Origin of the sequence: Amycolatopsis lexingtonensis, assembly GCF_014873755.1 — a bacterium.
Taxonomy (GTDB): domain Bacteria; phylum Actinomycetota; class Actinomycetes; order Mycobacteriales; family Pseudonocardiaceae; genus Amycolatopsis; species Amycolatopsis lexingtonensis.
Genome location: NZ_JADBEG010000001.1, coordinates 2,079,155 through 2,104,745, shown reverse-complemented (window position 1 = coordinate 2,104,745; position 25,591 = coordinate 2,079,155). Strand labels below are relative to the sequence as shown.

Annotated in this window: 21 protein-coding genes; 10 read left to right on the top strand and 11 right to left on the bottom strand. The window is 72.8% G+C overall.

From position 1 onward, the window contains the following. Positions 1 to 35: 35 nt before the first annotated feature. Complete coding sequence (locus tag H4696_RS09820) at positions 36 to 938, bottom strand: LysR substrate-binding domain-containing protein (RefSeq protein ID WP_192782220.1); 903 nt, start codon at positions 936 to 938, stop codon at positions 36 to 38. Between the two features lie 96 nt (positions 939 to 1,034). On the opposite strand from H4696_RS09820, the gene H4696_RS09815 reads away from it, so the two are divergent. Then, positions 1,035 to 1,874 carry an oxidoreductase gene (locus H4696_RS09815; RefSeq protein ID WP_086864337.1) on the top strand — a complete coding sequence of 280 codons (840 nt, stop codon included), beginning with the start codon at positions 1,035 to 1,037 and terminating at the stop codon, positions 1,872 to 1,874. On the opposite strand, the gene H4696_RS09810 is transcribed toward H4696_RS09815, so the two are convergent. The 4 genes from H4696_RS09810 to H4696_RS09795 form a co-directional block, all read right to left on the bottom strand. Then, positions 1,871 to 2,215: a VOC family protein gene (locus H4696_RS09810; RefSeq protein ID WP_125316439.1), complete on the bottom strand. Its 345-nt coding sequence runs from the start codon at positions 2,213 to 2,215 to the stop codon at positions 1,871 to 1,873. The genes H4696_RS09815 and H4696_RS09810 overlap by 4 nt on opposite strands. An 84-nt stretch (positions 2,216 to 2,299) precedes the next feature. Further along, positions 2,300 to 2,968 carry an ABC transporter ATP-binding protein gene (locus H4696_RS09805; RefSeq protein WP_192782219.1) on the bottom strand — a complete coding sequence of 223 codons (669 nt, stop codon included), beginning with the start codon at positions 2,966 to 2,968 and terminating at the stop codon, positions 2,300 to 2,302. Then, positions 2,965 to 3,657: an ABC transporter ATP-binding protein gene (locus H4696_RS09800; RefSeq protein ID WP_086865457.1), complete on the bottom strand. Its 693-nt coding sequence runs from the start codon at positions 3,655 to 3,657 to the stop codon at positions 2,965 to 2,967. The genes H4696_RS09805 and H4696_RS09800 overlap by 4 nt, the downstream gene beginning before the upstream one ends. After that, a complete protein-coding gene (locus tag H4696_RS09795; RefSeq protein ID WP_086865458.1) occupies positions 3,650 to 6,232 on the bottom strand; it encodes an FtsX-like permease family protein in 2,583 nt (860 codons plus the stop codon). Before H4696_RS09795 ends, H4696_RS09800 begins: the two co-directional genes overlap by 8 nt. 275 nt (positions 6,233 to 6,507) lie before the next feature. On the opposite strand from H4696_RS09795, the gene H4696_RS09790 reads away from it, so the two are divergent. Further along, a complete protein-coding gene (locus H4696_RS09790) occupies positions 6,508 to 8,223 on the top strand; it encodes a glycosyl hydrolase family 18 protein (RefSeq protein WP_086865459.1) in 1,716 nt (571 codons plus the stop codon). 102 nt (positions 8,224 to 8,325) lie between these two features. Continuing rightward, the gene (locus tag H4696_RS09785) at positions 8,326 to 8,868 is read left to right on the top strand and encodes a carboxymuconolactone decarboxylase family protein (RefSeq protein WP_086865460.1); all 543 of its coding nucleotides are present in this window, start codon (positions 8,326 to 8,328) and stop codon (positions 8,866 to 8,868) included. On the opposite strand, the gene H4696_RS09780 is transcribed toward H4696_RS09785, so the two are convergent. The 5 genes from H4696_RS09780 to H4696_RS09760 all read right to left on the bottom strand — a co-directional run bounded on the left by H4696_RS09780 (position 8,857) and on the right by H4696_RS09760 (position 13,634). Continuing rightward, positions 8,857 to 9,810, bottom strand: a complete 954-nt coding sequence (locus H4696_RS09780; protein WP_192782218.1) for a zinc-binding dehydrogenase — start codon at positions 9,808 to 9,810, stop codon at positions 8,857 to 8,859. The genes H4696_RS09785 and H4696_RS09780 overlap by 12 nt on opposite strands. 6 nt (positions 9,811 to 9,816) lie before the next feature. Beyond that, on the bottom strand, positions 9,817 to 10,677 hold the full coding sequence (locus H4696_RS09775) for a dioxygenase family protein (protein ID WP_086865461.1): 861 nt from the start codon (positions 10,675 to 10,677) through the stop codon (positions 9,817 to 9,819). 11 nt (positions 10,678 to 10,688) lie between these two features. Then, positions 10,689 to 11,480: a citryl-CoA lyase gene (locus tag H4696_RS09770; RefSeq protein WP_086865462.1), complete on the bottom strand. Its 792-nt coding sequence runs from the start codon at positions 11,478 to 11,480 to the stop codon at positions 10,689 to 10,691. Continuing rightward, positions 11,473 to 12,630: a CaiB/BaiF CoA transferase family protein gene (locus H4696_RS09765; protein WP_086865463.1), complete on the bottom strand. Its 1,158-nt coding sequence runs from the start codon at positions 12,628 to 12,630 to the stop codon at positions 11,473 to 11,475. The genes H4696_RS09770 and H4696_RS09765 overlap by 8 nt, the downstream gene beginning before the upstream one ends. Positions 12,631 to 12,824: 194 nt before the next feature. Continuing rightward, entirely contained in the window at positions 12,825 to 13,634 is an 810-nt protein-coding gene (locus H4696_RS09760; RefSeq protein ID WP_086865464.1) for an IclR family transcriptional regulator domain-containing protein, read from the bottom strand. 134 nt (positions 13,635 to 13,768) lie between these two features. On the opposite strand from H4696_RS09760, the gene H4696_RS09755 reads away from it, so the two are divergent. Both H4696_RS09755 and H4696_RS09750 read left to right on the top strand, forming a co-directional pair. Next, on the top strand, positions 13,769 to 15,178 hold the full coding sequence (locus H4696_RS09755; protein WP_086865465.1) for an amidohydrolase family protein: 1,410 nt from the start codon (positions 13,769 to 13,771) through the stop codon (positions 15,176 to 15,178). 14 nt (positions 15,179 to 15,192) lie between these two features. After that, the gene (locus H4696_RS09750) at positions 15,193 to 15,669 is read left to right on the top strand and encodes a hypothetical protein (protein WP_086865466.1); all 477 of its coding nucleotides are present in this window, start codon (positions 15,193 to 15,195) and stop codon (positions 15,667 to 15,669) included. On the opposite strand, the gene H4696_RS09745 is transcribed toward H4696_RS09750, so the two are convergent. Then, on the bottom strand, positions 15,666 to 18,299 hold the full coding sequence (locus tag H4696_RS09745) for a CHAT domain-containing protein (protein ID WP_192782216.1): 2,634 nt from the start codon (positions 18,297 to 18,299) through the stop codon (positions 15,666 to 15,668). The two genes, H4696_RS09750 and H4696_RS09745, sit on opposite strands and share 4 nt — an antisense overlap. 92 nt (positions 18,300 to 18,391) lie before the next feature. Here H4696_RS09745 and H4696_RS09740 point away from each other — a divergent pair, with 92 nt between their 5' ends. The 5 genes from H4696_RS09740 (at position 18,392) to H4696_RS09720 (ending at position 25,585) form a co-directional block, all read left to right on the top strand. After that, the gene (locus H4696_RS09740) at positions 18,392 to 19,456 is read left to right on the top strand and encodes a S8/S53 family peptidase (RefSeq protein WP_158104401.1); all 1,065 of its coding nucleotides are present in this window, start codon (positions 18,392 to 18,394) and stop codon (positions 19,454 to 19,456) included. 99 nt (positions 19,457 to 19,555) lie between these two features. Beyond that, entirely contained in the window at positions 19,556 to 19,846 is a 291-nt protein-coding gene (locus H4696_RS09735; RefSeq protein WP_086863927.1) for a hypothetical protein, read from the top strand. 27 nt (positions 19,847 to 19,873) lie between these two features. Further along, positions 19,874 to 21,991, top strand: coding sequence for a hypothetical protein (locus H4696_RS09730; RefSeq protein WP_192782215.1), 2,118 nt, complete (start codon positions 19,874 to 19,876; stop codon positions 21,989 to 21,991). Next, entirely contained in the window at positions 21,988 to 24,918 is a 2,931-nt protein-coding gene (locus H4696_RS09725) for an ATP-binding protein (RefSeq protein ID WP_192782214.1), read from the top strand. The genes H4696_RS09730 and H4696_RS09725 overlap by 4 nt, the downstream gene beginning before the upstream one ends. Beyond that, on the top strand, positions 24,908 to 25,585 hold the full coding sequence (locus H4696_RS09720) for a hypothetical protein (RefSeq protein WP_143265231.1): 678 nt from the start codon (positions 24,908 to 24,910) through the stop codon (positions 25,583 to 25,585). Before H4696_RS09725 ends, H4696_RS09720 begins: the two co-directional genes overlap by 11 nt. Positions 25,586 to 25,591: the final 6 nt, after the last annotated feature.

The following is a 25,591-nucleotide window of genomic DNA, read 5'->3' as shown; positions in this document are numbered from 1 at the left end:
GGCAGTCCACACCGACACCGACTTTGATACCGACCCTAGCCGGCTTCGGTGAGGTCGGTGGTCGCGGCGAGTTCGGCGGCGACGTCGGTGATGGTGCGGATGGCGGGGTTGTCGTTGGCAGGTGACCAGACGAGTTCGGTGCGGGCGACGTCGCCTTCCAACGGGACGAACGCGACTCCGCTCCGGCGGAGGCTGTGCGAGGAGCGGGTCAGGCGGGTGACGCCGACGCCGGCGGCGACGAGGCCGAGGAGTCCTTGGACGGTGGCGGCGCGCTGGACGACGTTCGGGGTGAAGCCGGCGGCGGCGAAGTCGTCGTCGTAGGCGCGGTGCCAGGGTTCCCAGCTGGTGCGCGGGGTGAGGACCCACGGTTCGGCGGCGAGGTCCGCGAGCTTCAGTGCGGTACGGGTGGCGAGGGGGTGGTCGGCGGGCAGGACGGCGCAGACTTCTTCGGTGAGCAGCGTGCGCGTGGTGAGGTCGTCGACCAGGGGTGGGCGGGTGAAGGCCAGGTCGAAGCGGTGGTGGCGGAGGCCGTCGACGAGTTCGGCGATGGACGCTTCGGCGGTGGTGACGGTGAGGCCGGGGAATCGTTGGCGGACGGCGCGGACGATCGGGGGCAGCAGGTAGTTGGCGGTGGTGGTGAGGAAGGCGAGCCGGGCGGTGCCGATTTCGCCGCGGACGGCGCGGCCGAGGGTGGCGACGGCTTCGTCGGCGCGGGTGAGTACCGCGCGGGCTTCGGGGAGGAACAGTGCGCCGACGGCGGTGAGGCGGGTGCCCCGGGCGTCGCGGTCGAACAGGCGGGCGCCGAGGGTGCGTTCGAGGACGGTGATCTGCTGGGAGAGCGACTGCTGGGCGATGTGGAGGCCGGCGGCGGCGCGGGTGAAGCTGGTTTCGTCGGCGACGGCGACGAAGTAGCGCAGGTGCCGTAGCTCGGGGGTCACAGGTTCTGACTGTAGCCGTGGCAGGAGACCGGTGTTGGCGCCCCGGTGGTGATCGTCCGCAGGATGGGGTGAGGAAACCACTGGGAGGACGGAAAGATGACGAACACCGACGGCCGCGTCTGGTTGATCACCGGCTGCTCGGCCGGGTTCGGGCGGGAGATCGCGCTGGCCGCGCTGGCGGCGGGTGACCGCGTGGTGGCGACCGCCCGGCGGCCGGAGACCTTGGCGGATCTGGTCGAGCGTGGCGGTGACCGGGTCCGGACGGCGGCGCTGGACGTGACCGACGAGGGGCAGATCGACGCGGCGGTGAAGACCGCGCTGGCGGCGTTCGGGCGGATCGACGTCGTGGTGAACAACGCGGGCAACGGTTCGGTCGGCGCGGTCGAGGAGCTCACGATGGCCGAGCTGCGCGGGCTGCTGGACGTGATGTTCTTCGGCGCGGTGGCGGTGACGAAGGCGGTGCTGCCGCACCTGCGGGCGCAGGGCAGCGGCACGGTCGTGCAGATCAGTTCGATGGGCGGGCAGCTGTCGATGCCGGGCTTCGGTGCTTATTGCGCGGCGAAGTACGCGCTGGAGGGTATTTCGGGGGCGCTGGCGGCGGAGGTGGCGCCGTTCGGGGTGCGGGTGCTGATCGTGGAGCCGGGTGCGTTCCGGACGGAGTTCGGGGGTGGGCGCATGCACCGCTCGCGCACGATCGAGGCGTACGCGGTGTCGACGTCCGGCACACGGGAGGCGGTGGAGCAGATGGACGGCACCCAGCCGGGCGACCCGGCCAAGGCCGCGGCGGCGATCGTCCGGGCGGTCGGGAGTCCTGACGCTCCGCTGCGCCTCGCGCTGGGCGCGGACGCGGTGGAGGCGATCCGGGCGCAGCACGAGGCGCTGGCGGCGGACTTGGCGGCGTGGGAGGACGTCAGCCGGGCCACCGCGCTGGGTTAGTCCTGCAGCAGGCCGAGGACGTTGCCGTCGGCGTCGGTGAAGGTCGCGACGAGGCGGCCGTTGCCGACGTCCTTGGGCTCGTCCTTGACCTTGGCGCCGGCGGCGGTCACTTCGGCGAGTTTCGCGGCGATGTCGTCGACGTGCCAGTAGGTGACCGGGCCGGTCATGCCCTGCTGGGCGCCGTTGGGGACCAGGCCGATGTGCTGGCCTTCGGTGTCGTAGCCGACGTAGTAGGGCGCGTCGGCCTGGGGTTCGGTGCCGAGCAGGGCGGTGTAGACGGCTTTGGCCGCGGCCAGGTCGGTGACGGGGTGGAGGACGGTTTTGATCCCCTGGGTGGTCATCGCGGTGCTCCTGTGGTCGTCTTTGCGGTACGGCGACGACGCTATTCCCGGCCTGCTGACCTGAGCTTCTCGATTCCTGATCGATCAGTCGAGCAGGGCGGTGAGCACGCCGTCGAGGAGGCGGACGCGGCGGTCGGCGATGCGGTGGACCTCGTCGTCGTGGGTCGCGACGATGACCGCCGCTCCCTCCGACGCGCAGCGGCGCAGCAGCCGCAGGACGCGGGGGGTGGAGCCGGCGTCGAGGTGGGCGGTCGGCTCGTCGGTGAGCAGGACCCGCGGGCGCCCCGCGACCGCACGGGCGAGTGCGACTCGCTGCTGCTGACCGAAGGAGACCTCGAGCGGATAACGGTCGCCGAGTTCGCCGATGCCGAGTTCGTCGAGGAGTTCGGTGACGCGGGCGTGGATCTGGGCGGCGGCGGGGCGGGGGACGTCGGTGCGCAGCCGCAGGGGGAGGGCGACGTTCTCGGCGATGGTCAGTTCGTTGGCCAGGCCGAGGGCTTGGGGGAGCACGGCGCAGGTGTGCCACGGGGGCGCGCCGCTGATGGGGACGCCGTCGAGGAGGACGCAGCCGGAGTCGGGGGAGTCGAAGCCGCACAGCAGCGCGAGCAGGGCGCTCTTGCCGGAGCCGGAGCGGCCGGACACGGTGACCAGTTCGCCGGCGGCGACGCGCAGTTCGAGGCCGCGCAGGACTTCGATGTCGCCGCTGGGGTGGGTGAAGCTGCGGCGGAGGCCTTTGGCTTCGACGAGGGTCATGGCTGCGGTTCCCGTTCTTCGATGCGTTCGAGGGTGCCCTTGTGGAGCCGGGCGACCCGGGCGCCGAGGTCGATGAGGCGGTCGTCGTGGGAGGCGACCAGTACCGCGAAGTCCTGGTCCACCAGGTACCGCAGGGTGTCGAGGACGAGGTCGGCAGAGGCTTCGTCGAGCTGGGACGTCGGTTCGTCGGCGAGGATCACCGTGGAGCGGGCGGCGAGGACGCAGCCGAAGGCGAGGCGTTGCTGTTGCCCGCCGGAGAGGGCGGAGATCTTCCAGTCGCCGGTGCCGTGGAGGCCGAGCTGGCCGAGGATGTCGTCGGGGTTGCAGTCGGTGCCGGCGGCTTCGGCGGCGGCGCGGAGGTTTTCGGCGACCGGGAGGTAGCCGAGCAGGTTGTCGGCGGGGTTCTGGAACACCAGCCCGAGGTGGTGGCGGCGCAGTGCGCGGCGTTCGCGGTGCTTGAGCTTGCGGATGTCGGCGCCCTGGAAGGTCAGGGTGCCGCGGGTGGGTTGTTCGAACAGGCCGAGTACGCGCAGCAGGGTCGACTTGCCGGAGCCGGACGGTCCGGCGAGGACGGTCATGCCGCGGGCGGGGACGTCGATGCTGACGTCGTCGACGCCGGTGACGATCCCGGCGGGGGTCGGGTAGTCCACGCCGATGCCGCGCAGGGAGAAGATCGGTTTTTCAGGCACGGATCAGCTCCGCGGTCCGGGCGGTGCGCACCGAGCGCACCGCGATCCAGCCGGCGAGGGCGACGACCGCCACGCCGATGACGACGACGGTCAGCACGAAGGGCAGCGGGTCGGGTAGTTCGGAGCGTGGGGCGAGGAAGGTGGCGGGGTCGAACCGCGGGACGGACAGGCCGGCCACGGAGACGCCGCATGCGACGCCGACGGCGATGGCGAGGCCGCTGAGCGCGCCGAGTTCCATGAGGTGGCTGGCGAGCAGGGTGCGTGGCCGCATGCCCATGCGCAGCACGAGGGCGCCGGCGAGGGCGTTCTGCCGTCGGCGGACTTCGACCGCCACCAGCAGGGACAGGATCGCGACGATGCCGAGAACCGCGCCGAGCAGCGCGACGAACGAGAACGTCCACGACACGACGAAGAACGGCAGGCCGTCGAGCGCGGTTTCGCGGCTGACGCGGTTCGGGATGAACACCCCCGCGGAGCGCAGCGCGGTCGTCGCCTCCGCCATCGGAGCCTTCGTCAGCACGCTCCACTTCGGGACGCTGTCGAGCTGCGCGTGGCTGAGCACCGTGCGGGAGACGACGTAGCCGGGTGAGGTGCCGATCATCGGGAACACCGGCAGGTCGCTGGCGGGGACGGCGTCGGGGAGCCCGTCCGGCAGCGCGGCGGTCTGCTTGGCCGTGTGCCCGACGCGGATGACCGGGGTGCCGCGCGGGTCCGGCTGCGAGATCTTGCGCAGCAGCCCGTCGAGGTCGCCGGTCGGCACGCTGTCCACGGCGGCGCCGTGGGCGAACGTCGCCGGGTCGACCACGAGCACGACGCTGCCGGTGCCGGTCAGCTCGCCGACCACGGTGCTGGTGCCCGCCAGTGACGGCGGCATGGCGACGTCGCCCATGCCGATCGGGCTGTCGGTGTCGAGACGGGCGTTGCTGCCGACGAAGACCGCCGACTTGGTGTCGAGTGCCTCTTCCTGACCGCGGGCGATGCCGATTCCGGTGGCCAGGGTGCCCACGGCGAGGGTGCCGATCACCAGCACGCCCGTCACCGGTGCGCGGGCGCCGGCCAGCCGGCGGATCGCCAGCTGCAGCGCCGGGCGTGACCAGAGCCGGGCGCGGTGGGAGGCGTGCAGGGCCAGCCACGCCAGCCGCGCGGTCAACAGACCGACGGTCAGCACTACGAACACCGGGTAGGTCAGCGCCAGCGGATCCACCTGCGGTAATGGATTTCCGAGCCGGGACCCGCTGCCGTAGTGCGCGAGGCGGTTCCAGCCGAGCCAGGCCATTCCCGCGGTCGCGAGCTCCCACGGGAAGTACGCCAGCGCCCGCGCCCGGTTGCCCTTGCCCCGGACCCGGCCGAGTTCGAACTCCCGGTGGACGCGGACGGCGACGACGAGGGCCAGCAGCGCCAGCGAGACCGCCAGCGTGCCCGCCGCGACCCCAGCGGCCCGCAGCTCGGCGGCCGGATCCGGGGCGCCCGGCGGGCCGTAGACGCCCAGCAGCAGCCGGGCCGCGACGGCTCCGGCGGCGCCGCCCACGAAGATCGGCAGGCCGAGTTCGGCGACGGCGAGCCCGCCCAGCGCGGCCGGGCCGCTGCCGCGGGCGGAGAGCAGGCGCAGCTGCGCGTGCCGCCGCTGGTACCACTGCAGGGCGACGGTGCCGAGGCCGGCGCAGCCGACCAGGACGCTGATCAGGGCGAGCGGCAGGATCGAGACGAAGACGTTGTCCTGGGCCTGGCGGGCGATCTGCACCGAGCGTTCGAAGGTGGGGACGTTGGCGGCCACCAGGGACCCGAGGCCCTGGGCGGTGAGGTCGGCGCGGACGTCGGCGACGAGGTCCTGGGAGCGCCGCAGCAGGTCTTCGGCGGCGCTGAGGGTGGTCGGGGCCGGTTCGTAGAAGGAAATGTGGAAGTACTGCATCGTCGGCAGGCCGATGGCCTTGATCGCGGTGTCGAAGGTCTTCTGGTCGGTGGCGAAGACGATCGAGTCGATCGGGTCGTCGACCAGCCGGTCGACGACGGCGCCGGACTGCTGGGAGCACCACCACCGCGGTGGCGGGTCGAGCAGGTCGCCGTAGATGCCGGTGACCGGCGGCAGCGGGATGCCCTGGAAGCTGGGTTTCGCGCCGACCCCGATGTGTTCGGCGTCGGCGACGACGTTGCCCAGCCACAGGCCGGGTGCGCGCGAGCCTTGCTGGAGCGTCAGGTTGTCCAGGCCGACCTGGTCGCGGTAGCCGAGGCGGATCTTGTAGTGCGGGTCGCCGTTGAACTCGGTGCCGCGCAGCACGGTCGTGTAGGCGCCGACGACGGGTGCGCCGAAGCCGTGGGCGGGGGCGTGCCGCTGGACGGCCTGGGTGACGGCGGGGATGTCCTGGACGCGGATGTTGCCCTTGCCGAAGACCGGGCCGTAGCTGTCGGGGCAGGTGATGCCGGTCTGGTAGTTCACCGTAGCGCCGCCGGCCGCGGAGGCCTGCAGGACCGCGGCGGTGCCGAGGAAGCAGGCGAGCAGTGAGGTCACCGCGGCCACGATGAGCGTCAGCGGGCTGGAGAGGGCGGCCTTCGGGGCCGCCCGCCACGGTTTGGTCACTCTGTGTTGTCCAATCTTCCCCCATGTCACCCGCATGGACGCGCACGCTACCGGGAGATCCGTGGTGTTGGAACGTTTTTGTCACGATCGTTAGTCGGGTGGACTTGGTCACGCTCGGCGCAACCCCGGCGGCCGTCCGGCCGGTTTAGTGGTCTAGACCTTGACGGACTGATTGGTCTGATCCAATCCTGAGGGCGTTCCCCCGTGCACCGCCGCGGCACGGTTCACCGCCGGCTCTGGAGCGCTAGATGCGACGACGCAGATTCTCCGCCCGAATGTCCGTTTTCCTGGCCGCGCTGACGGTTTCGGCCGGTTCGCTGGTCAGCGCCGCCGGAACCGCGCAGGCCGCCACGCCGCTGCCCGCGCACGTGTTCGCGCCCTACTTCGAAGCCTGGACGGGGGAGAGTCCGGCCGCGCTGGCCCAGCAGTCCGGCGCCAAGCACCTCACCATGGCATTCATCCAGGCCGCCACCAAGGGCTCCTGCACCGTCTACTGGAACGGCGACACCGGGATGCCGATCGCGAACTCGACCTTCGGCGCCGACATCGCCACGATCCGCTCCCGCGGCGGGGACGTCATCCCGTCCTTCGGCGGCTACACCGCCGACAACACCGGCACCGAGATCGCCGACAGCTGCACAAGCGTGGACTCCATCGCCGCCGCCTACGAATCGGTGATCACCACCTACTACGTCCCGCGGCTCGACATGGACATCGAAGACAACTCCCTCACCAACGCCGCCGGCATCGACCGCCGCAACAAGGCCATCAAGAAGGTCCAGGACTGGGCCGCCGCGAACGGCCGCTCCCTGCAGATCTCCTACACCCTGCCCACGACCACCCACGGCCTCGCCGACAGCGGCCTGGCCGTGCTGCGCAACGCCGTCACCAACGGCACCCGCGTCGACGTGGTCAACCTGATGACCTTCGACTACTACGACAACGCCGCCCACCAGATGGCCACCGACACCCAGACCGCCGCGACCGGGCTGGTCTCCCAGCTCGCCGCGCTCTACCCGGGCAAGACGCAGGCGCAGCTGTGGGCGAGCGTCGGGGTCACCGAGATGATCGGCGTCGACGACTTCGGCCCCGCCGAAACCTTCACCACCGCCGACGCCGCGACCGTCTACAACTGGGCCGTCGCCAAGGGCATCAACGAGATCTCCTTCTGGGCGCTGCAGCGCGACAACGGCAGCTGCCGCGGCGGCGCCGCCGCGGACAACTGCTCCGGCATCGCCCAGGACACCTGGTTCTTCAGCCACGCCTTCGAGCCCTTCACCGGCGGCACCTCCGTCCCCGGCAACGACTTCTCCCTCACCGCGAACCCGGCCTCGGCCGCCGTCGACCCCGGCAAGTCCGCCACGGCGACCATCACCACCGCGGTGACGTCCGGCTCCGCGCAGCAGGTCGCGCTGTCGGTCACCGGCGCGCCCGCCGGCGTCACGGCGTCGGTCAGCCCGGGCACGGTGACCGCGGGCGGCACCGCGACCCTGTCGGTGAGCACCACGACCGCGGCGGTCCCCGGCGTCTACCCGCTGACCGTCACCGGCGCGGCCACCTCCGGCAGCCACAGCGCCACCTTCACGCTCACCGTGAACGGCACCCCGCCCGCCGGCGGGGTCGTCAACGGCGGCTTCGAAACCGGCGCGCTGAGCCCGTGGAGCGCCGCGGGTGACGCGATCGTCGCTTCCCCGGCCCACTCGGGCACGCACGCGCTGCAGGTCGTGCCCACCGCCTCGGCCACCGGCGAAGCCGCGCAGAACGTCACCCTCGCCCCCAACCACGCCTACACGCTCAAGGCATGGGTGCAGGGCAGCTACGCCTACGTCGGCGTCCGCGGCGCGGCCAGCGCGAGCACCTGGACCTCCAGCAGCGGCTGGACCCAGCTGTCGGTGCCCTTCACCACCGGCGCGTCGGGCGCGGTGACCGTCTACGTCCACGGCTGGTACGGCCAAAGCGCCCTCTACGCGGACGACTTCAGCATCGGCTGAGGCGTTCGGCAGCGGCCCGGTTGCGCAAAGCGGAGGTTGGCCGGGCCGCCGCGGGGCGAAAGACTCGCGAGGAGGATCTTTCGCCCCACCCCAGGAGGACCGATGCCGCACATCCCGCTCGACCCGGCCCTGCCCGGGATCTCCGCCCTGTTCGCCTACCGGCCGGAGACCGCGGCGCCGCTCGGGCAGCTGGCCGAAGTGCTGCTGCGCGGTCCCAACTCCCTCACCGTCGGCGAACGCGAGCTGATCGCGGCCGTCGTGTCCAACGGCAACGAGTGCCGCTTCTGCACCGGCAGTCACGCCGCCGCGGCCGCCGAGACCCTCGACGGCGGCCGCGCGGTGGTCGACGCCGCGTGCGGGGGGATCGACGACGCGCCGGTGTCGGCGAAGATCAAGGCGCTGCTGTGGATCGCCCTCGCCGTCCGCGAAACCGGGCGCGCGGTCACCGACGAGCTCGTCGCCGCCGCCCGCGCCGAGGGCGCCACGGACGTCGAAATCCACGACACCGTGCTGATCGCGGCGTCGTTCTGCCTGTTCAACCGGTACGTCGACGGCCTGGGCACGATCGCACCCGAGGACCAGGCCGTCTACGACCAGATCGGCAAGCGCCTGGCCACCGACGGGTACGCCGGCCTAGGGAACTAGCACCACGCGGCCCGGGCGGGTCCACGCCCGGGCCGCGTCCTGCAACGCGACCCGCGCGTAGTCGACGGTCAGGGCACCGGCCAGCGCGTGCCCGACCACCGTCAGGAGCGCTTCGCGGCGCTCGTCCGCGCTGAGCTCGTTGTTCGTGTACCCCCGGACACGCAGCGACCGGCTGCGCAGCACGGCCGAGGAGAGCGGGCTCTGCTCGCCGGCGGAACTGCCGAGGTTGACCAGGCGCCCGCCCGGGCGCAGCGCGTGCAGCGCTGCCGCGGCCGGGAGTCCCCACACCGGGTCGATCACCAGGTCCACCGGGTGCTCGCCGAGCCGCCGCGCGAGGCTCCCGACGTCGTCGCCTGCTTCGAGCTGGACCGCCGAGTCCGCGCCGAGCCGCCGGGCCCGTTCCACCGCGGCCGCCGAGCGCGCGCACGCGACGACGTGCCCCGCACCGGCCACCCGCGCCAGCTGGACCGCCGACTGGCCGACGACCCCGCCGGCCCCGAGCACCAGCACCGTTTCCCCGGCGGTGAGTTCCCCGGTCGCGGTCAGGCACCGCCACGCCGCGACCGCCGACAGCCCGAGCGCCGCCACCAGGGCGTGGTCGGCGCCCGGCGGCAGAACGACGACGTCGGTGGACGCCACCGCGGCGTGCTCGGCCATGCTGCCGTCACCGGGGAGCATGCCCGCGGCGGTGGCGAACCAGACCGGCGTGCCCGCCGGGTGCGTCGGCGCCGGCCGGGTCAGCACGCCGACCCCCTGCACCCCCGGCACGTACGGCGTCGCCGGGCGGCCGAAGTAGGACGTGCCGGACGCGCAGAGCACGTCGAGCGGGGTGATCGGGGCCGCCGTGACGCTGACCGCGACCTCCGCCGGCCCCGGTTCGGGCTCCGGCCGGTCGGTCACCACGGGCGGCTCGCCCGCCACCCGGATCTCCGCGGCGCGCACCGCGGGTCACACGGGCTGGAGGACGAAGTCGTACCGGGCCTCGAGCCACGGCCAGGCGCAGTGCCCGCCGTCCGGTGTCGGCCCGGGCTCGCGGGACTCGAACGCGACGACCAGTTCCTGCTTGGTGCCGAACACGACATCGGTGTCGAGGTATTCGGCGCCTTCCTGGAACAGGTGCGTGATCAGCGGTTCGTAGCCGGCCGCGTTGATCAGGAAGTGCACGTGGGCGGGCCGGAAGTGGCTGATGTCGGTGCCGCGGATCAGCTCGCCGACCGGGCCGTCCATCGGGATCGAGTAGCCCTTGGGCGCGATCGTGCGCAGGCAGTAGGCCCCGTCGGCGCGGCTGGTGTACTTCGCGCGCAGCCGGGCTTCGTCGATGTCCGGGATCTGCGACTCGTACGCGCCTTCCTCGTCGGCCTGCCACACGTCCAGCACCGCGCCGGCGACGGGGGAGCCGTCCAGCCCCGCGACGGTTCCGGTGATGTAGAGCGGCGTGCCGGGCAGGCCGTCGGACATGTCGCCGCCGAACTCCTTTTCCGGGGAGCCGTCGATGTGGAACGGGCCGAGCACCGTGGCCGGGGTCGCCTTCGCGTCGAAGGCGTGGTTCATCTGCACCACCAGCATGCTCAGCCCGAGCACGTCGGAGGCGAGGATGAACTCCTCCCGCTTCTCGTCGCTGATCTGCCCGGTTTCGGTGAGCCACCGCATCGCGGCCATCCACTCGGTCTCGCTCAGCCGCACTTCGCGGGCGAAGGCGTGCAGGTGGCGCACGAGCGCGGCCATCACCTCCGCCGTCCGCGGGTCATGCGCGCTCGACCAGCGCGCCGCGGCGAGCTCGGTGATGTTGTCCTCGGTGACGAGCCGCATCGGCGTTCCTCTCAGGATTCGGGGTCGGGCGGGACCGGCCGGTTGTTCAAGTCGACCGACAGGAAGATGTCGTTGGCGACGGGGTGGCGCAGCTCCTCGGCGAGCTGGCCGATCAGCCCGGCGGTCCGGGCCAGCAACGCGAACCCGCGCAGCAGCTCCAGCGGCAGCCCGAGGTCGGCCAGCGCCGCCCCGCAGACGCCCGCGCCGTTGAGCGGCAGCGTCTTCCCGAGCACCTGGGGGTGCACGCGGCCGATCGCGGCGAACAGCTCCAGGTGCGGGCCGCGCAGTCCCTCCTCCGCGGCGATCGCGAAGAGCCGCCGGGTGCGCGGGTCGCCGTCCTTGTGCACGTGGTGGCCGAGCCCCGGGACGAACTTCTTCGCCGCGCGCTGTTTCCGGACGGTCTCCAGCGCGAGCGCGTCCCAGCCCGCCTCGTCGGCGGGCAGCTCGGCTCCGGCGAGGACGTCGTGCAGGAACCGGCCGCAGTCTTCGGTGACGCCGAGGAACCGCGACCCGCCGCCCAGCAGCCCGGCGGCGAGCGCGCCCTGGACGGAGTCGGGGGCGGACAGGTAGGTCAGCCGGGTGACGATCGCGGTCGGGGTGAAGCCGTGGTCGGCCAGCGCGGCCAGGACCGCCTCGAAGACGCGAGTCTCCCCTTTGGACGGCCGGCGTTGCGTCGCCAGCCAGAAGGCGAGTTCGCCGAAGCCGACCGAGCCCATCACGTCCTCGGCGAGGTCCCGGCCGAGCAGGGTGATCTTGTCCTTCGTGGACGAACCCAGCGCGGTTTCGTAGGCCGGTTCAGGCATCGCGGTCCTCCGTCAGCCAGGCGCGCAGTTCGGCGCCGTGTTCGTCGAGTTCCGGCGGCGGCAGCCGGTAGGCGGCGGGGGTGGCGGAGAACCGGATCGGGTGGCGCGTGGTCGGGACGGCGCGGTCGCCGTCGCCGACCTCGACGACCGGGTCGAGGCCGAACCGTTCGGCCATCGCGAACCCGCCGTCGATGGTGTTGATCGGTCCACATGGGACACCGACCTTCGTCAGCGCCTCGAACCAGTCCACCGCGCTCCTCTTGGCCAGCCGTTCCACCAGGATCGGCCGCAGCTCTTCACGGTTCTTCGTGCGGTCGGCGTTGCGGGCGAACCGCGGATCGTCGGGTACGTCTGGCAGGTCCAGGACGTCGCACAGCTTGCGGAACTGCCCGTCGTTGGCCGCGGCGACGATGAGGTCGGCGTCCGCGGTGGGCAGCGGTTCGTAGGGGAAGACGCTGGGGTGGGCGTTGCCCATCCGGTACGGGACCACGCCGCCGGCGGCGTAGGCGGAGCTGTGGTTGACCAGCCCGGTCAGCGCCGAGGACAGCAGGTTGACCTCGACGTGCTGCCCTTCGCCGGTCGCGTCGCGGTGGCGCAGCGCGGCGAGGATGCCGATCACCGCGTGGTTGCCCGCCATCACGTCGAACACCGAGATCCCCGCCCGGTACGGCGGGCCGTCCGGATCGCCGGTCAGGCTCATCAGCCCCGAGATCGCCTGCACCATCAGGTCGTAACCGGGCACGTGCCGGCCTTCGCCCGAGCCGAACCCGCTGATCGAGGCGTAGACGGAGCGGGGGTTGGTTTCCTTGACGGCGGCGTAGTCCAGGCCGTACTTGGCCAGCCCGCCGGGCTTGAAGTTCTCGATCAGCACGTCCGCGCGGGCAGCCAGCTCGCGGGCGACCGCGGCGTCGGCTTCGTCGCGCAGGTCCAGGGCGATCGACCGCTTCCCGCGGTTGACGCCGAGGTAGTAGGTGGAGACGTCGCCGCGCACCGGCGGCATCCACGTGCGCGTCTCGTCGCCGCCGGGCCCTTCGACCTTGACGACGTCGGCGCCCAGGTCGGCGAGCAGCATCGTGGCGTAGGGGCCGGCGAGCACCCGGGAGAAGTCCGCGACCAGCAGCCCGGACAGCGGGCCCTCGGGTCGTTCCACGCAACGCCTCCGCATCTGTCCGTCTGTCGGACTAGTGTCCGCAGTTTGCTCCGCTGCGAGGACGCGGTCAAGGTGCTCGCTTGGCACGGCGGCCGAGCGAGCGTCTTGAATGAGTCATTCAGGTCACCGGAGGTCCTGAATGACTCATTCAAGACCTCCGGGCATGACATCCGGGCCGCGCGGACGGGGTGCGGTTAAGGCGTGGCTGGGACCGTGACGTGCGGGACGGTGTCCAGCCGGGCGAAGTCCGCGCTGATCTCCCCGGCGGTGTGCAGCAGCAGCGGCAGGTGGTGCTCCAGCAGCTTCTCCACCGGCGTCTCGGCGGCGTGGCAGTTGACGTTCACCCCGGCGATCACCCGTCCGGACCCGTCACGCAGCGGCGCGGCCACCGACCGGATGCCCGGCGCGAGTTGCTCGTCGGTCAGCGCCCAGCCCCGCGCCCGGACTTCGCGCAGCTCGGCGTCGCGCTCGGCGCGGTCGGGCCGCCAGCGCGGCACCAGCCCGGACCGGGTCGGCTCGGCCAGCACCGCCTCCAGCTCGTCCGGCGGCAGCGCGGCGAGCTGGACCTTGCCCAGCGAGGTCGGCAGCGCCGGGAACCGGGTGCCGATCTGCACGGTGAGCGCGACGATCTTCGGGACCGCCACCCGGGCGACGTACACGATGTCCGAGCCGTCGAGCTGGGCGATCGAGCACGACTCGTTCGTGCGCGCGACCAGGCGTTCCAGGTGCGGGCGGGCGACGTCCCACAGCCCGGTCGAGCGGACGTAGGCGACGCCGAGGTCGAGCACCCGCGGGGTGAGCGTGTACTCGCGCCCGTCGGTGCGGACGTACCCGAGCTCTTCCAGGGTGAGCAGGATCCGGCGCGCGGTCGGGCGGGCCAGGCCGGCGGCGGTGGCGACTTCGGCGAGGGTCATCGCCGGGCGGCCCGGCCGGAACGCCGTGATCACCTCGAGCCCGCGGGCCAGCGCCTCGATGAAGTCGGGACCGGTTCCCTCGCGTGGCATGCGCCACCTCCCTCTCCGATGGTCCTCCACGGCAGCGTAGCGGCGGGGATTGACACCGGCTCGGCACAGGACGAAAGTGGCGGCACCCACCCGATGTCCGTCTGGCGGACGAGTGTACGCAACTGGAGGCAGCGATGAGCGGATCGATCGTCCTGCGGGGTGGCACGGTGCTGGCCGATGCCCACCGGGTGCTGCCCGGCGAAGACGTCCTCGTCACCGGCGACCGGATCGCCGCCATCGGGCCCGCGCTGGAGGTCCCGGCCGGCACCGAAGAGATCGACGCGACCGGCGGGCTGGTCATGCCGGGGATGATCGACACCCACCGGCACCTGTGGCAGACGGCCATGCGTGGCTACGGCGCCGACTGGACGCTCACGCAGTACTTCGTCTGGTACTACCTCGAATGGGGCAAGGTGTTCCGCCCCGAGGACATCTACGCGGGCAACCTGCTCGGCGCCTGGGAAGCGCTCGAAGCGGGCGTCACGACCACTGTGGACTGGTCCCACGGCCTGCAGACCACCCAGCACGCCGACGCGGCGGCCGACGCGCTCGAAGCCGTGCCCGGGCGGTTCGTGCTGGCCTACGGCAACATCCAGGACGCACCGGCGAACTGGACCGGCACCCCGGAGTTCCGCGACTTCGTCGCCCGCCGCACCGGCGGCGACCTCGGCTTCCAGCTCGCGTTCGACGTCACCGGCGACCCGGCGTTCCCGGAGAAACCGGCGTTCGAAGTGGCCCGCGACCTCGGCGTCCCGGTCACCACCCACGCCGGCGTGTGGGGCGCGACCGGCGACGACGGCATCCGCCTGATGCACGACAACGGGTTCATGACCCCGGAGACGATCTACGTCCACGGCGCCTCCCTGTCGGCGGACTCCTACCACCGCATCGCCGCGACCGGCGGCTCGGTGTCGGTGTCCACCGAAAGCGAGCAGAGCGCGGGCCAGGGCTACCCGCCCACCTGGGCCCTGCGCCAGTACGGCATCCCGGTGTCGCTGTCGATGGACACGTCGGTCTGGTGGAGCGGCGACCTGTTCTCCGCCATGCGCGCCACCCTGGGCGCGGACCGCTCCCGCGAGCACCTGGAAGCCCACGCGAAGGGCGAAACGGTGACGCACGCGGCCCTGCGCGCGGAGCAGGTGGTGGACTGGGCGACCCGCGGCGGCGCCCACGCACTGGGCCGCACCGACCTGGGCACCCTCGAGGTCGGCAAGAAGGCGGACGTGGTCCTGCTGAAGAACGACGACTCCCCGGCCTCGTTCCCCCTCTTGAACCCCTACGGCCACGTGGCCTTCCAGGCCCAGCGCGGCGACGTCCACACCGTCCTGGTCGACGGCCGCGTCGTGAAGCGCGACGGCCACCTGGTCGGCGTGGACCTGCCGGCGCTGCGCCGCCGCGTGGAGGACACGGTCGAGCACCTGCGCTCCCAGCTGGGCGAGGAAGCGTGGCGGCAGGGAATGAACCCGGACGTCCCGGAGACGAAGATCCTGGACAACCCGTACACGTACACGACCTACCAGAGCGACACCACCCACGGCGGCTGAGCTACCGTTCGGCCGTGGCGCAGGTCTTCATCCAGCCGTCCTACGGCACGCCGGAAGCCCGCCGCTACGGCGCGGCGACGCTCGACCGGCCGGTCCCGTTCACGGACGCGTCCCCGGCCGACGTCGAGCGGCTGACGGCACTGCACCCGGACGGCCGCGCGCGGTTCTGGGGCGCCACGGAGAAGCACGACAAGCGGATGGCCACCGTGCGCACCGGCGACGTCGTCCTGCTCACCGGCGGCAAGCACGTGCGGGCGGTCGCGGAGGTCGGGCACAGCTTCCGCGACCCCGCGTTCGCCCGGCGCCTGTGGCAGCCCGCACCGGGGAAGTGCGTGTGGAGCAACGTCTACAGCCTGCGCCACTACCGGACGGTCGCCGTGCCGTACGAAGCGATCTGGGCGCTGCCCGGGTTCAACCCCGGCGACAACTTCATGGGCCTGCGCTTCCTCGACCCGCCTAAGTCGGCGGCGGTGCTGGCCCTGCTGAACTAACCGGCGCCGTAGCAGAGGAACCCGGTCGCCGCGGCCCGCGTGGCCGGGTCGGCGTCGGTGCAGTCTCGGGAAGCCATGGCGAGCGCGGTGGCCGGCCCCGCGCCGCGGCGCAGGTGGCGGTGCAGGCGCAGCATCAGTGGCCGGGTGGCGTGGTCGGGCACCGGGACCACGCTCGCGACCAGGCTCTTCGAGCCCATCGCGAGCAGGGCGGCGGCCAGGCCGAGCAGTTCGTCGCCGGGGCGGACGACGGGGAGCCCCGATTCGCACGCGGAGAGGATCACGTGCCGCGGGGGCCGGGTGAGCCGTTCGAGGTCGTAAACGGTCAGTGGGCCGTCGGCCAGCCGGAGTGCCGAGAAGAGCGGGTTGTCCGTGCGGAACCTGCCGTGTGCCGCGATGTGCGCCAGCTCGGCGCCGTCGAGTGCCGCGGTCACGGCGGTGGCGGTGGCGTTGCGGCCGGTGAGCCGCCGAGCCCCGCGGTAGCGGCCGGCCAGTGCGACGACTTCGGCTGCGGCGTGGGGCAGGCCGGGCCCGGCGGCGAACACCCGGGAGCCGGTGGAGCCGTCGGTCGTGGTGGCGGCCCGCAGCCACAACGCGGCGGACGGCGCGACGGACAAGGCACGTCCCGCACAGGAACGCAGCACCGCCCACGGCATCGCGTGCAGGAAGCCGGTGGGCACGATGATCAGCCGTCGGTCGCCGATTTCGGGCAGCAACGGCTCGATCAGCGCCCGGTCCAGGCAAGCGGCCTTGAGCGCGACCAATTCGTCGACAGCCGATGACCCGGCGCCGTAGGCCAGCCGGCGCAAGCCGAACCGCAGCGCGGTCAGGTCGTGTTCGATTCCGGCGGTCGGGCCGAGCCGGTGCAACCGGAGCAGGTCGTTCCGGACGACGACGGCGTGCAGGTCGCCGTTCGTGGTGACGTATTCCACCAGCGCCGCCGAGCCGAGCGCAGCTTGCAGACCGGAAACGGAGCCGAGCGTGCCCACCTCCGCGCCGAGATCCCCGTTCGCGCGGTGAGCTCGCCCGCGGATCGCCGACTCGAGCAGCGCCTGCCGGCGGCGCAGGGCCGCGGTGTCGCCGCCGTGCTCCGTGACGGTGCTCAGCTCGGCCATGACCTGGCGCAGCTCGGCGAGTCCCGCCTCCAGGCCGAGGTCGTCCGCCGGCCGGGCGGGCCGCAGCATCAGAGCGCCGGCTCGCCAGCGCTCCAGCCACATCAGCACCGGCTCCGGGTGCCCGGTCTCCATTGCGAGCCGCAGCCCCATCCGCGCGAGCTCGCCGGCGTGGCCCGCGGCGTGCACCCGCAGTTCGGTGGCCCCGAGGCTGGCCCGGAACCGCTCGAGCACCCGCATCCCGGCCAGGATCGCGTGCTCCGCACCGGCCCGGTCGCCCTCGGACAGGCGGAGGAGGGCTTGCGCGTGCCAGGCGCGGGCCTGCTGTTCCGCGGGCCTGCCGTCGTGGGCGAACGCCGGATCGGCCAGTTCGCGCCGGGCGACGACGATCCGGCCGGCTTCGAGCGCGGCACGGGCCACGATCAGCCGGGCGTCCAGCGCCTCCATGACCCATCCGGCGCGCATCAGCGCCGCGGCGGACCGCCGTCCGGCGCGGATCACGGCGGTGCCGCGGTCGCCACCCTCCCAGCGCGCCCTCAGACCGAGGTAGCCGGCCAAAGCCGCCCAGCCGGGGCGGCGCTGCGCGATCGCCGACCGCCTGGCCCGTTCGGCCTGTTCGGCGGCCAGGGCGAGGTCACCGGTCAACAGCGAGGCGCGCGCGAGGAGCAGCCTGGCCTGGACGAGGTCGACGGCGTTGCGCTGGACGGCGAACCGCGCCACGGCCACCTCGGCTTCCCGCCGCGCGTCCTCGACCAGGAGTGCCGACAGCAGGGCTTCGGCCCGCTCGATCGGCAGCAGGCCCGGATCCCGGCCGGACGACCGGTACCGTTCGGCGGCCTCGTCGAACGCGGCCAGTGCCGCCGGAAGGTCACCACGGGCGACTTCCGCGAGCCCGCGGTTGTGCCAGACGTTCGCGAGCCGGCCCCAGTGCCCGATCGCCGTGAAGGCCGCCTCGGCGCGGTCCAGATCGGCCTGCGCGGCCCGCCAGTCCCGCCGGTGCACGTGGACGATGCTGCGGTTGTTGCGGATGTCCCCTTCCAGCAGGGCATCCCCGTCGGATCGCCGCAGCTCCTCGAGCGCGTCGCGGTACCCGTCCGCGGCCTCGTCGAACCGGCCGGCCTCGGTGAGCACCAACGCGCGGAGCATGCGCAACCGCGCCCGCGGCACCCCGTCCAGAGCGGGCGCGGCCAGGTCGGCCTGAGTGAGCGCGTCGTCGAACCGGCCGGTCAACGACAGGAGGTACGCCATCGATCCGCGTGCCTCGGCGGCCCGGACCGGGAACCCGGCGCTGTCCGCGATCTCGACGGCGGCGAGCAGGTGCTCTTCCGCCCTGACCAGGTCGCCGAGCGCGGTGTGGGCCATGCCGAGGGCCCGTTCGGCCACGGCGAGCGGTTCGCTCTCCCCGCCGGCACTCGCCAACGCCTGCTTCGCGAGCCGGCGCGCACGCGGTGGCGCGGTGTAGGCGAGGTCGACGGCCGCGAGCGCGTGACCCAAGCCGGGCACCGCTCCCGCACCGGTCATCTCCGCCGCCCCCTGCCCACGGTGTATCAATCGGGGTGTCCACCGCGTCTGTAGTCCATGGAAGCACCACGTCGCAGCCGGGAGGGACGATCGTGACCGTAGCCAACCCCGCAGGTGGACGCATCGGTGGCGCGGCCACCCTTCAGCTCTACACCGGGAACACCTTGGCCGACAAGCGATCGCCGGTCACCGGGCAGGTGGTCGTCGGGGTGGTCGACACCGGGGTGGTCATCCTCGGCGGGGAGCCGCACCACTACATCAAGGACAACCTGGCCGAAGGCTGGAAAGACAACGAAGACCGGTTGCCGGTCTCGGGCGAGGCGCTGGGCCGCTACGACGGTCACGGCACCTTCGTCGCCGGGCTGATCAAGCAGCAGGCACCGGCGGTGCTCATCGACGTTCGCCGCGGCCTGGACGAGTCGGCGGGCGGCGCCGACCGGACGGTCGCGAAGTGCATCGAAGACCTCTGCGCCGTCGAGAACCTGAAGATCGTCAACCTGTCGTTCTTCGGCACGTCCGAGGAGGAGAACCGGGAGCCCGCCGAACTCCGCCGCGCGCTCGACAAGCTGTTCGGCCACCACCCCGACGTCGTCGTCGTCACCGCGGCCGCCAACCGGTGGACCGCCGACAAGCACTGGCCGGCCGGGTTCAGCGAGGACTTCGCCCAGGTGATCGCCGTCGGCGCGGTGGACGAGACGGTGACGCCCGTCCCCGGCCTGTCGCCCCCGAGAGCGAGCTTCTGCAGCTGGTGGGACGGGATCGACGTCTTCGCCGGCGGGTGCGGGATCCTCGGTCCCAGCGTCCGGCGCACCCAGGAACCACCGCCGAGCGCGTTTCCTCCCAGCCTTCTTCCGTGGCACGCCGTGTACGGCAACGGCGCGGGGACACGCAAGCTGATCACCGAGCCCGCCGAAACCGACGAGTTCACCTTCAGCTTGTGGAGCGGCGCGTCGTTCGCCGCCGCGAAGGTGACGGGGCTGCTCGCCCAGGCGATGCTCGACGGCGCGCACTCCGGAAAGGACGCCCTCGCCAAGGTGATCAACCCGTCCCTGCCCCGCATTCCGCTGCCGGGCAAGCCCGAGGGAAAGCCGTACCTCCCGGGAATCTGGCCGGCGCCGACGAGTCCGAAGGAGCCCCTCGCGCCTTCGCCGGCCTGAGGTTCGGGCCGCTTCGCCGTATCAACCACGGATCTCGCGACTCTGCTTTCCGGTACCTGCCGATCAGCAGGTGCCTCGACGGCTGAGAGGAGCGAGCTCATGGCACAGGCAACGGTCTCGAGACGCCGCCCATGCGGGAACTGCGGCGGGCGCTACTTCGTCGGGACGATCTCGGTCTTCTGGGCCGTCGTCGCCTTCGCCGCCGGATTGGGCGGCATCGCGAAGGCACTGGCCGACAGCGGTCTGCTGGCCGCGGCGAACGGCGGCATCCCCCAGCCCGCCCACCTCGTGACCGCGGGGGTGTGGGCGGTCGGCGGGCTCGTCGTCGCGGGAATCGCGGCGTTCATCGGGCACGGCTACCGCTGCATCGGCTGCGACAGCCCGCGATGACGAGCCGAGGGGGAGGGGAGCCACGCCATGGTGGCTGACTGGCACCGGTACTTCGCCGACGTCGTGATCAGCGGCGACCCCGGGGAGATCGCCGCGGCGGCCCGCGCCGCGAACTCGGCGCTGGCGAACGGCGCGTCCGGAGCGGATGCGAGAGAGGCGGGCAAAGCGGAGGCCAAGCGCTATCGCGCGGCGAACGCGCCAGGCGGCCCGGCCACTCCCGCGAACACCTGGGCCGGTCGCCGCCCGACGGCCACGGCGTCCGGCGGGGATTGGCCCGCGTTGTACGCGGGGCGGCTGTTCACCCCGCCCGCGCGGTGGGGCTGGCAGGCGGCCGAACTCGTCGACGCCGGCTCGCCGTTGCCACCGCCGCTGGACCTGGGTCCCCAGCCGGTGTGGGTCGAGCCGCCGCACCCGGACACCGGTCCGCTGTCCGCGCGGCGCGCCAAGGCGGTGCGCCGGGTCGTGGTCCGCAGCACGCTCGCGGTGCTGTTGTTCCTCGCCTTCGGCGTCTACCAGGTGACCATCGAAAAATCGGTCTCGCGCTACGGCGGTTTCAACGCGAAGCAGGTCTACGGTTACCTGCTCCCCGCCGCCGGGCTGCTGCTGTGCCTGTGGGTTGTCTCCGCGGCGAACGAGATCCGGCGCACGACCGCGGACCTGGTCCGGTTCCGCCGGCCGTACCTCGCGCTGCGGGCGGCGGAGCTGGAGCGCCACCAGCACGCCCTGCGCGGGTGGGCGGAGGCCAACCGCCGCCACGAACAGCAGGTGCAGGAGGCGCGGCAGCGAGAGGCCCGGCAGCGGAACGGTCCACAGTGGTACCCGGTGCACCCGGCGGCCGTGCCGACGCGGGTGGACGTCATCGGCGGGGATCCGGCCAGGTACGGCTGGGCGTGCCTGCTCGCCATGGTGGGCACGTCGCTGTTGTCCCGTGGACACCGGTTGACCGTGCTGGACCTGACCGGCCAGGAGGTCGGCGGCGAGCTGACCCGCCTGGCCGCGGCGCGCGGGATGGACACGCGCTGGGCCGTCCTCGACGGCGGCAGCGACTTCGACGTCCTCGCCGGACTGTCCACCGAGGACATCGCCGACGGCCTGGCCCACGTCCTCACCGACCGTCCCGACGCGACCGGGCGCGCCGCCGAGCAGCCGCACGAGCGCGCGCTCGCCGTCGACGTCCTGCGCACGGTCCTCACCAGCCTGAGCGGCCCGGTGACCTTCGCCAGGCTCGCCGCGGGCCTGCGGGTGCTGCGCCGCGGGCCGGACACCGAACCGCTCTCGCCGCCGGAGGTCGACCGGCTCCTGGCGGGCATCGGCGACATCGACCAGAACGACTGGACCGGACGGCAGCTGAGGCTGTGGGCCGCGCACTGCGACGTGCTGCACGAGGTCGCCCCGGGCGGCACACGGCCACTGTGGACGGCTCAGGCGGTGTCGCTGCTCGCCATGCCCGGCGGCAAGGACGACCGCAAGGACCTCGTCGACCGGATGCTCCTGCGCCTGGCGCACCACGCGATGCGGGCAGGCTCCCTCCACGGCACGCACCTCGCGGTGGTCGGCGCCGACCGGCTCGGCGGGGCCGCCGTGCGCGCGCTGTCCGAGCAGGCGCGCGCGGCCGGGGTCCGGCTCATGCTGTTCCTCGACCAGCCGCAGGACGACCTCGAGAAGATCGTCGGCACCGGCGGCGCGGTGTGCATCATGAAGATGTACAACCACAAGGACGCGAACATCGCCGCCGAGTTCATCGGCCGGGGGTACAAGTTCGTCGTCAACCAGCTGAGCCACCAGGCGGGCCGCACGTTCAGCGACGGGGGCGGGGACAGCTTCTCCGCCACCACGAACACCGGCTCGAACTCGACGCAATCGACGTTCAAGTCCCAGCGCGGGGCGTCCGACTCGCGCGGGCACACCTGGACGGCGAACCGCACGTGGTCGTCGGCGGAGAACATCGGCACCTCGACCACGACCGCGCGGGTTTACGAGTTCATCACCGAGCCGCAGGCCATCCTCGGCATGGACACCACCGAGTTCATCCTCGTCGACAGCTCCGGCGGTGGCAGGCAGGTCGTGCTGGCGAACTGCTACCCGCCGATCTGCCTGTCCGACCGGGTCTCGCCCACCCCCGCACCGCAGCGGGCCGTCCGATGACCTGGCACGACGTCAAGTTCCACCAGGTGGTGGAGGTTCCCGCGACCGGCCCGCGGGGGCAACGGCCGGAGAACGGACCGCCGCGCGAGCAGCGGGAGCCCCTCGACGGACCCCTGCTGACCTCGCTGGGCGGCGCGCATTCGACGTTGCTGGCCGGCGGCACACCCGGCGCCGCGCTGCTGGCCGCGTGGGTGCGGGACGGCTCCGGCCAGGTGCGCTTCCTGCTCGGCGGCCGGCCGAACCTGCCCTTCGCCACGCCGTCGCGGGACGGCAAGCCGGCGGAACTGCTGTTCCCGCCCGGCGCCCGTGCGATCGCACTGCCCGGCGGCGCCTGGCCGGACTTCCCGTGCTGGGAGCTGTGCACCGGGTCGCCGGACGCGCTGTGGGCGCCGGCGTCGGCGAAGGCCTCGCCGGAGAGCAGGCGCCGAGGCTCGTTCCAGCAGCACGTAACGCACCTGCGCGAACCGTTCGCCTGGGTCGTGGTCGCCGAACCGCTGAGGCCCCAGCGGGTCCAACCCGACCTGGACCGGCTGGTGAGCGAGATCATGCCGCTTTCGCGATCCGAAGTCGGCGAAGGAAGACGCGTCGAGCTGGAACGCAAGCAAGCCCGCCACCGCGAGCTTTCCCGGTCCCAGCGTGGGAACACCTGGCGGATCCGCGTGCTCGTCGGCGCGAGGGGCAGAGCCGACGCGCAGCGCGTCGCGGGGATCCTCTGCGCGGCGGCCGACGTCGCCGATCAGCCGTACACGATCTCGCCGGCCGGTCCGGCGGACCACCCCGGCGACGACCGCGCCGCGTTCGTGGCGACCACCGACCTGCTCGTGGCGCTGACCCGGCCGCCACGCCACGAGGTCAGCGGCATCCGCGTGACCGAGCCGCACCGGTTCGACCTCACCCCCGAGCGGCCCGACCACGTGCCCGACGAGGACGTGGTGCGGCTCGGCCAGGTCCTCGACGCCTCGCGCGTACCGGTCGGAAACCTCGACGTGACGACGGGATCGCTGAACCGGCACACGTTCGTCTGCGGCGCGACCGGCAGCGGGAAGTCGTTCACCGTCCGGCACCTGCTCACCGAAGCCACGCGCATCGGGCTGCCGTGGCTGGTGATCGAGCCCGCCAAGGCCGAGTACCGGCGGATGGCGAACCGGCTGCGCCTGCTGAACCCGCACGGCGAACCGGAGGTCGTGGTGATCCGGCCGGGCGATCCCCGGGTGGCACCCGCCGGGTTCAACCCGCTCGAGCCCGCCGCGGTCCGCACCCGCGACGGCGAGCAGGACCGGTTCCCGCTGCAAACGCACCTCGACCTGATCCGCGCGCTGTTCCTCGCCGCGTTCGAGCCGCACGAGCCGTTCCCGCAGATCCTGGCCACCGCGCTGACCCGCTCGTACGAAGAGCTCGGCTGGGACCTCGTCGCCGGCACGCCCGCCTACGACGGCGGGCGGCCGCGCTATCCGACGCTGGCCGACCTGCAACGGGTCGCGGCGGAGGTCGTCGCCGGGCTCGGGTACGGCGCGGAGATGGCCGCGGACGTGCACGGGTTCATCGCCACCCGGCTGTCGAGCCTGCGGCTGGGCACCACCGGACGGCTCTTCGAGGGCGGGCACCCGCTGGACTTCGAACAGCTGTTGCGTGCCCGGGTCGTCTTCGAGATCGAGGACGTCGGCGACGACGCCGACAAGGCGTTCCTCATGGGCGCGCTGCTGATCCAGCTCACCGAGCACCTGCGGCTGCTGCGCGCCGACAACCCCGGCAACGCCCTGCACCACGTCACGGTCATCGAAGAGGCCCACCGCCTGCTGCGCAAACCCGAGGGCGACAAGGCGGGCACGGCGGCGCGGGGGGTGGAGATGTTCGCCGCACTGCTGGCCGAGGTCCGCGCGTACGGCGAGGCGCTGGTCGTGGTCGAGCAGATCCCGGGCAAGCTGATCCCGGACGTCATCAAGAACACCGCGGTGAAGGTCGTGCACCGGCTGCCCGCGGAGGACGACCGGCGCAGCGTCGGCGCCACCATGAACCTCGACGCGGACCAGTCGCGCTACGTGGTCTCGCTGAACAGCGGGGAAAGCGCGGTGTTCACCGACGGCATGGACCGCCCGCTGCTGGTGGCGATCGCCGACGGCAAGGACGCGGAGCGGGCGGCGGGCGAGATCGCCGCGGTGGACCGGCTGATCGGCAGGCGCAGCGCGACGTGCGGCCGCGACTGCCTCGCCGAGGCGTGCACGCTGGGCGAAATGACCGCCGCGCGCCGCGTCCTCGCCCAGTGGCCCGCGCTGACCCTCCTCGCCGAGCTGACCGTGGTCGCCCATCTGCTCAACCAGCCCAACCCGACGCTCGACCCGGGGGAACGCCGCTTGCTGGCCGGTCTCGACGCCCGGTTGCGGGACTGCGCGGTCTCGCACGCCGTCGACGACGCGGTGGCCGTGCGATCCGGGCAGCTGCAGCCCGACACGTCCGGGGAGGAGCTGGCGCGGCACTGCGCCGAAGCGCTGCGCGAGTCGCTCGCCCGCGACGGCGCGAACGCCTGCCCGGACGACGACTGGGGTTTCGTGGCCACGCCGTACCGCTGGGCGCCGGTCAAGGAGGCCCTCGCCCGGGCACTCGCCGAGGAGGACCGGCACCCGGACTCGGCCGGGTGGGAACGCCGCTACCGCCGCGCGATCCCCGGCGAAAACCCCTACGAGCAGTACCTGGCCGTCGACTCGTGGACCGCGCGGGACAACCGGGAACAGGAAGTCCGCGACCGGGTCACGTTCGGAACCCGCCGGCCGTCGGCTATCGAATCGATCGTCGGCGGCGTGGTCGCCGACGGGCCGAGCTGGGACGACAAGGCCGCCGCCAGGCTCGGCTGGTTCACCGACGCCGACTGGGCGCTCGGTCACCTCGTGCCGGAAGACCGGCTACCGCTGGAGGAAACCCATGGCCTTTGACCAAGTCCGGCGGCCGGACGTGCCACCGCCACCGCAACCCAAACCGCCGCAGCCCGACGCAGCGAAGCACGCCGACTGGAACGCCCGCAACGAGAACACGATGACGCGGCGCCCGGAGCGCACACCGGACGTCCGCCCGCACCAGCCAGCCCCGGTCGACGGCGGGCGGAACCCGGATGTCCGGGCCGACGCCGGTGTACGGCCGGAAGTCAAGGGCCAGCTGTCGACCGATCACCGGCAGTGGAGGAGCGAGCTGCGCGTCGTCCGCGAGACGAGGGACGTCAAACAGTGGCGCGGGAAACCGGACGGACCGGTGCAGACCGACCGCGTGCGCGCCGACTTCACCAAAGACGTCAAGCAGCAGGCCGAGCTGCAGAAGGGGCGGGCCGGTGGGGTGCTCATCGACGTCCGGCTGAGGAACGTCGCCGTCGGCAAGGGCAGCGAGGCGGCGGCGCTGCAGCGGACGCTCACCGACATCGGCCGCAAGGAGGGCGTGCTCGTCCGGGTCTCCGTCGTGGGCCGCGACGGCGGGCTCTACAGCCCGAACGGCCCGCGGCTCACCCCGCCGGGCCCACGCCCGATCCTGCCATCGCTGCCGGTCCCGCCCGGACCTCGTACGCCGGGACAGCCGCCTCGGCCCCATCCGCCCGAGATCCACCGCTACTGAAGGAAC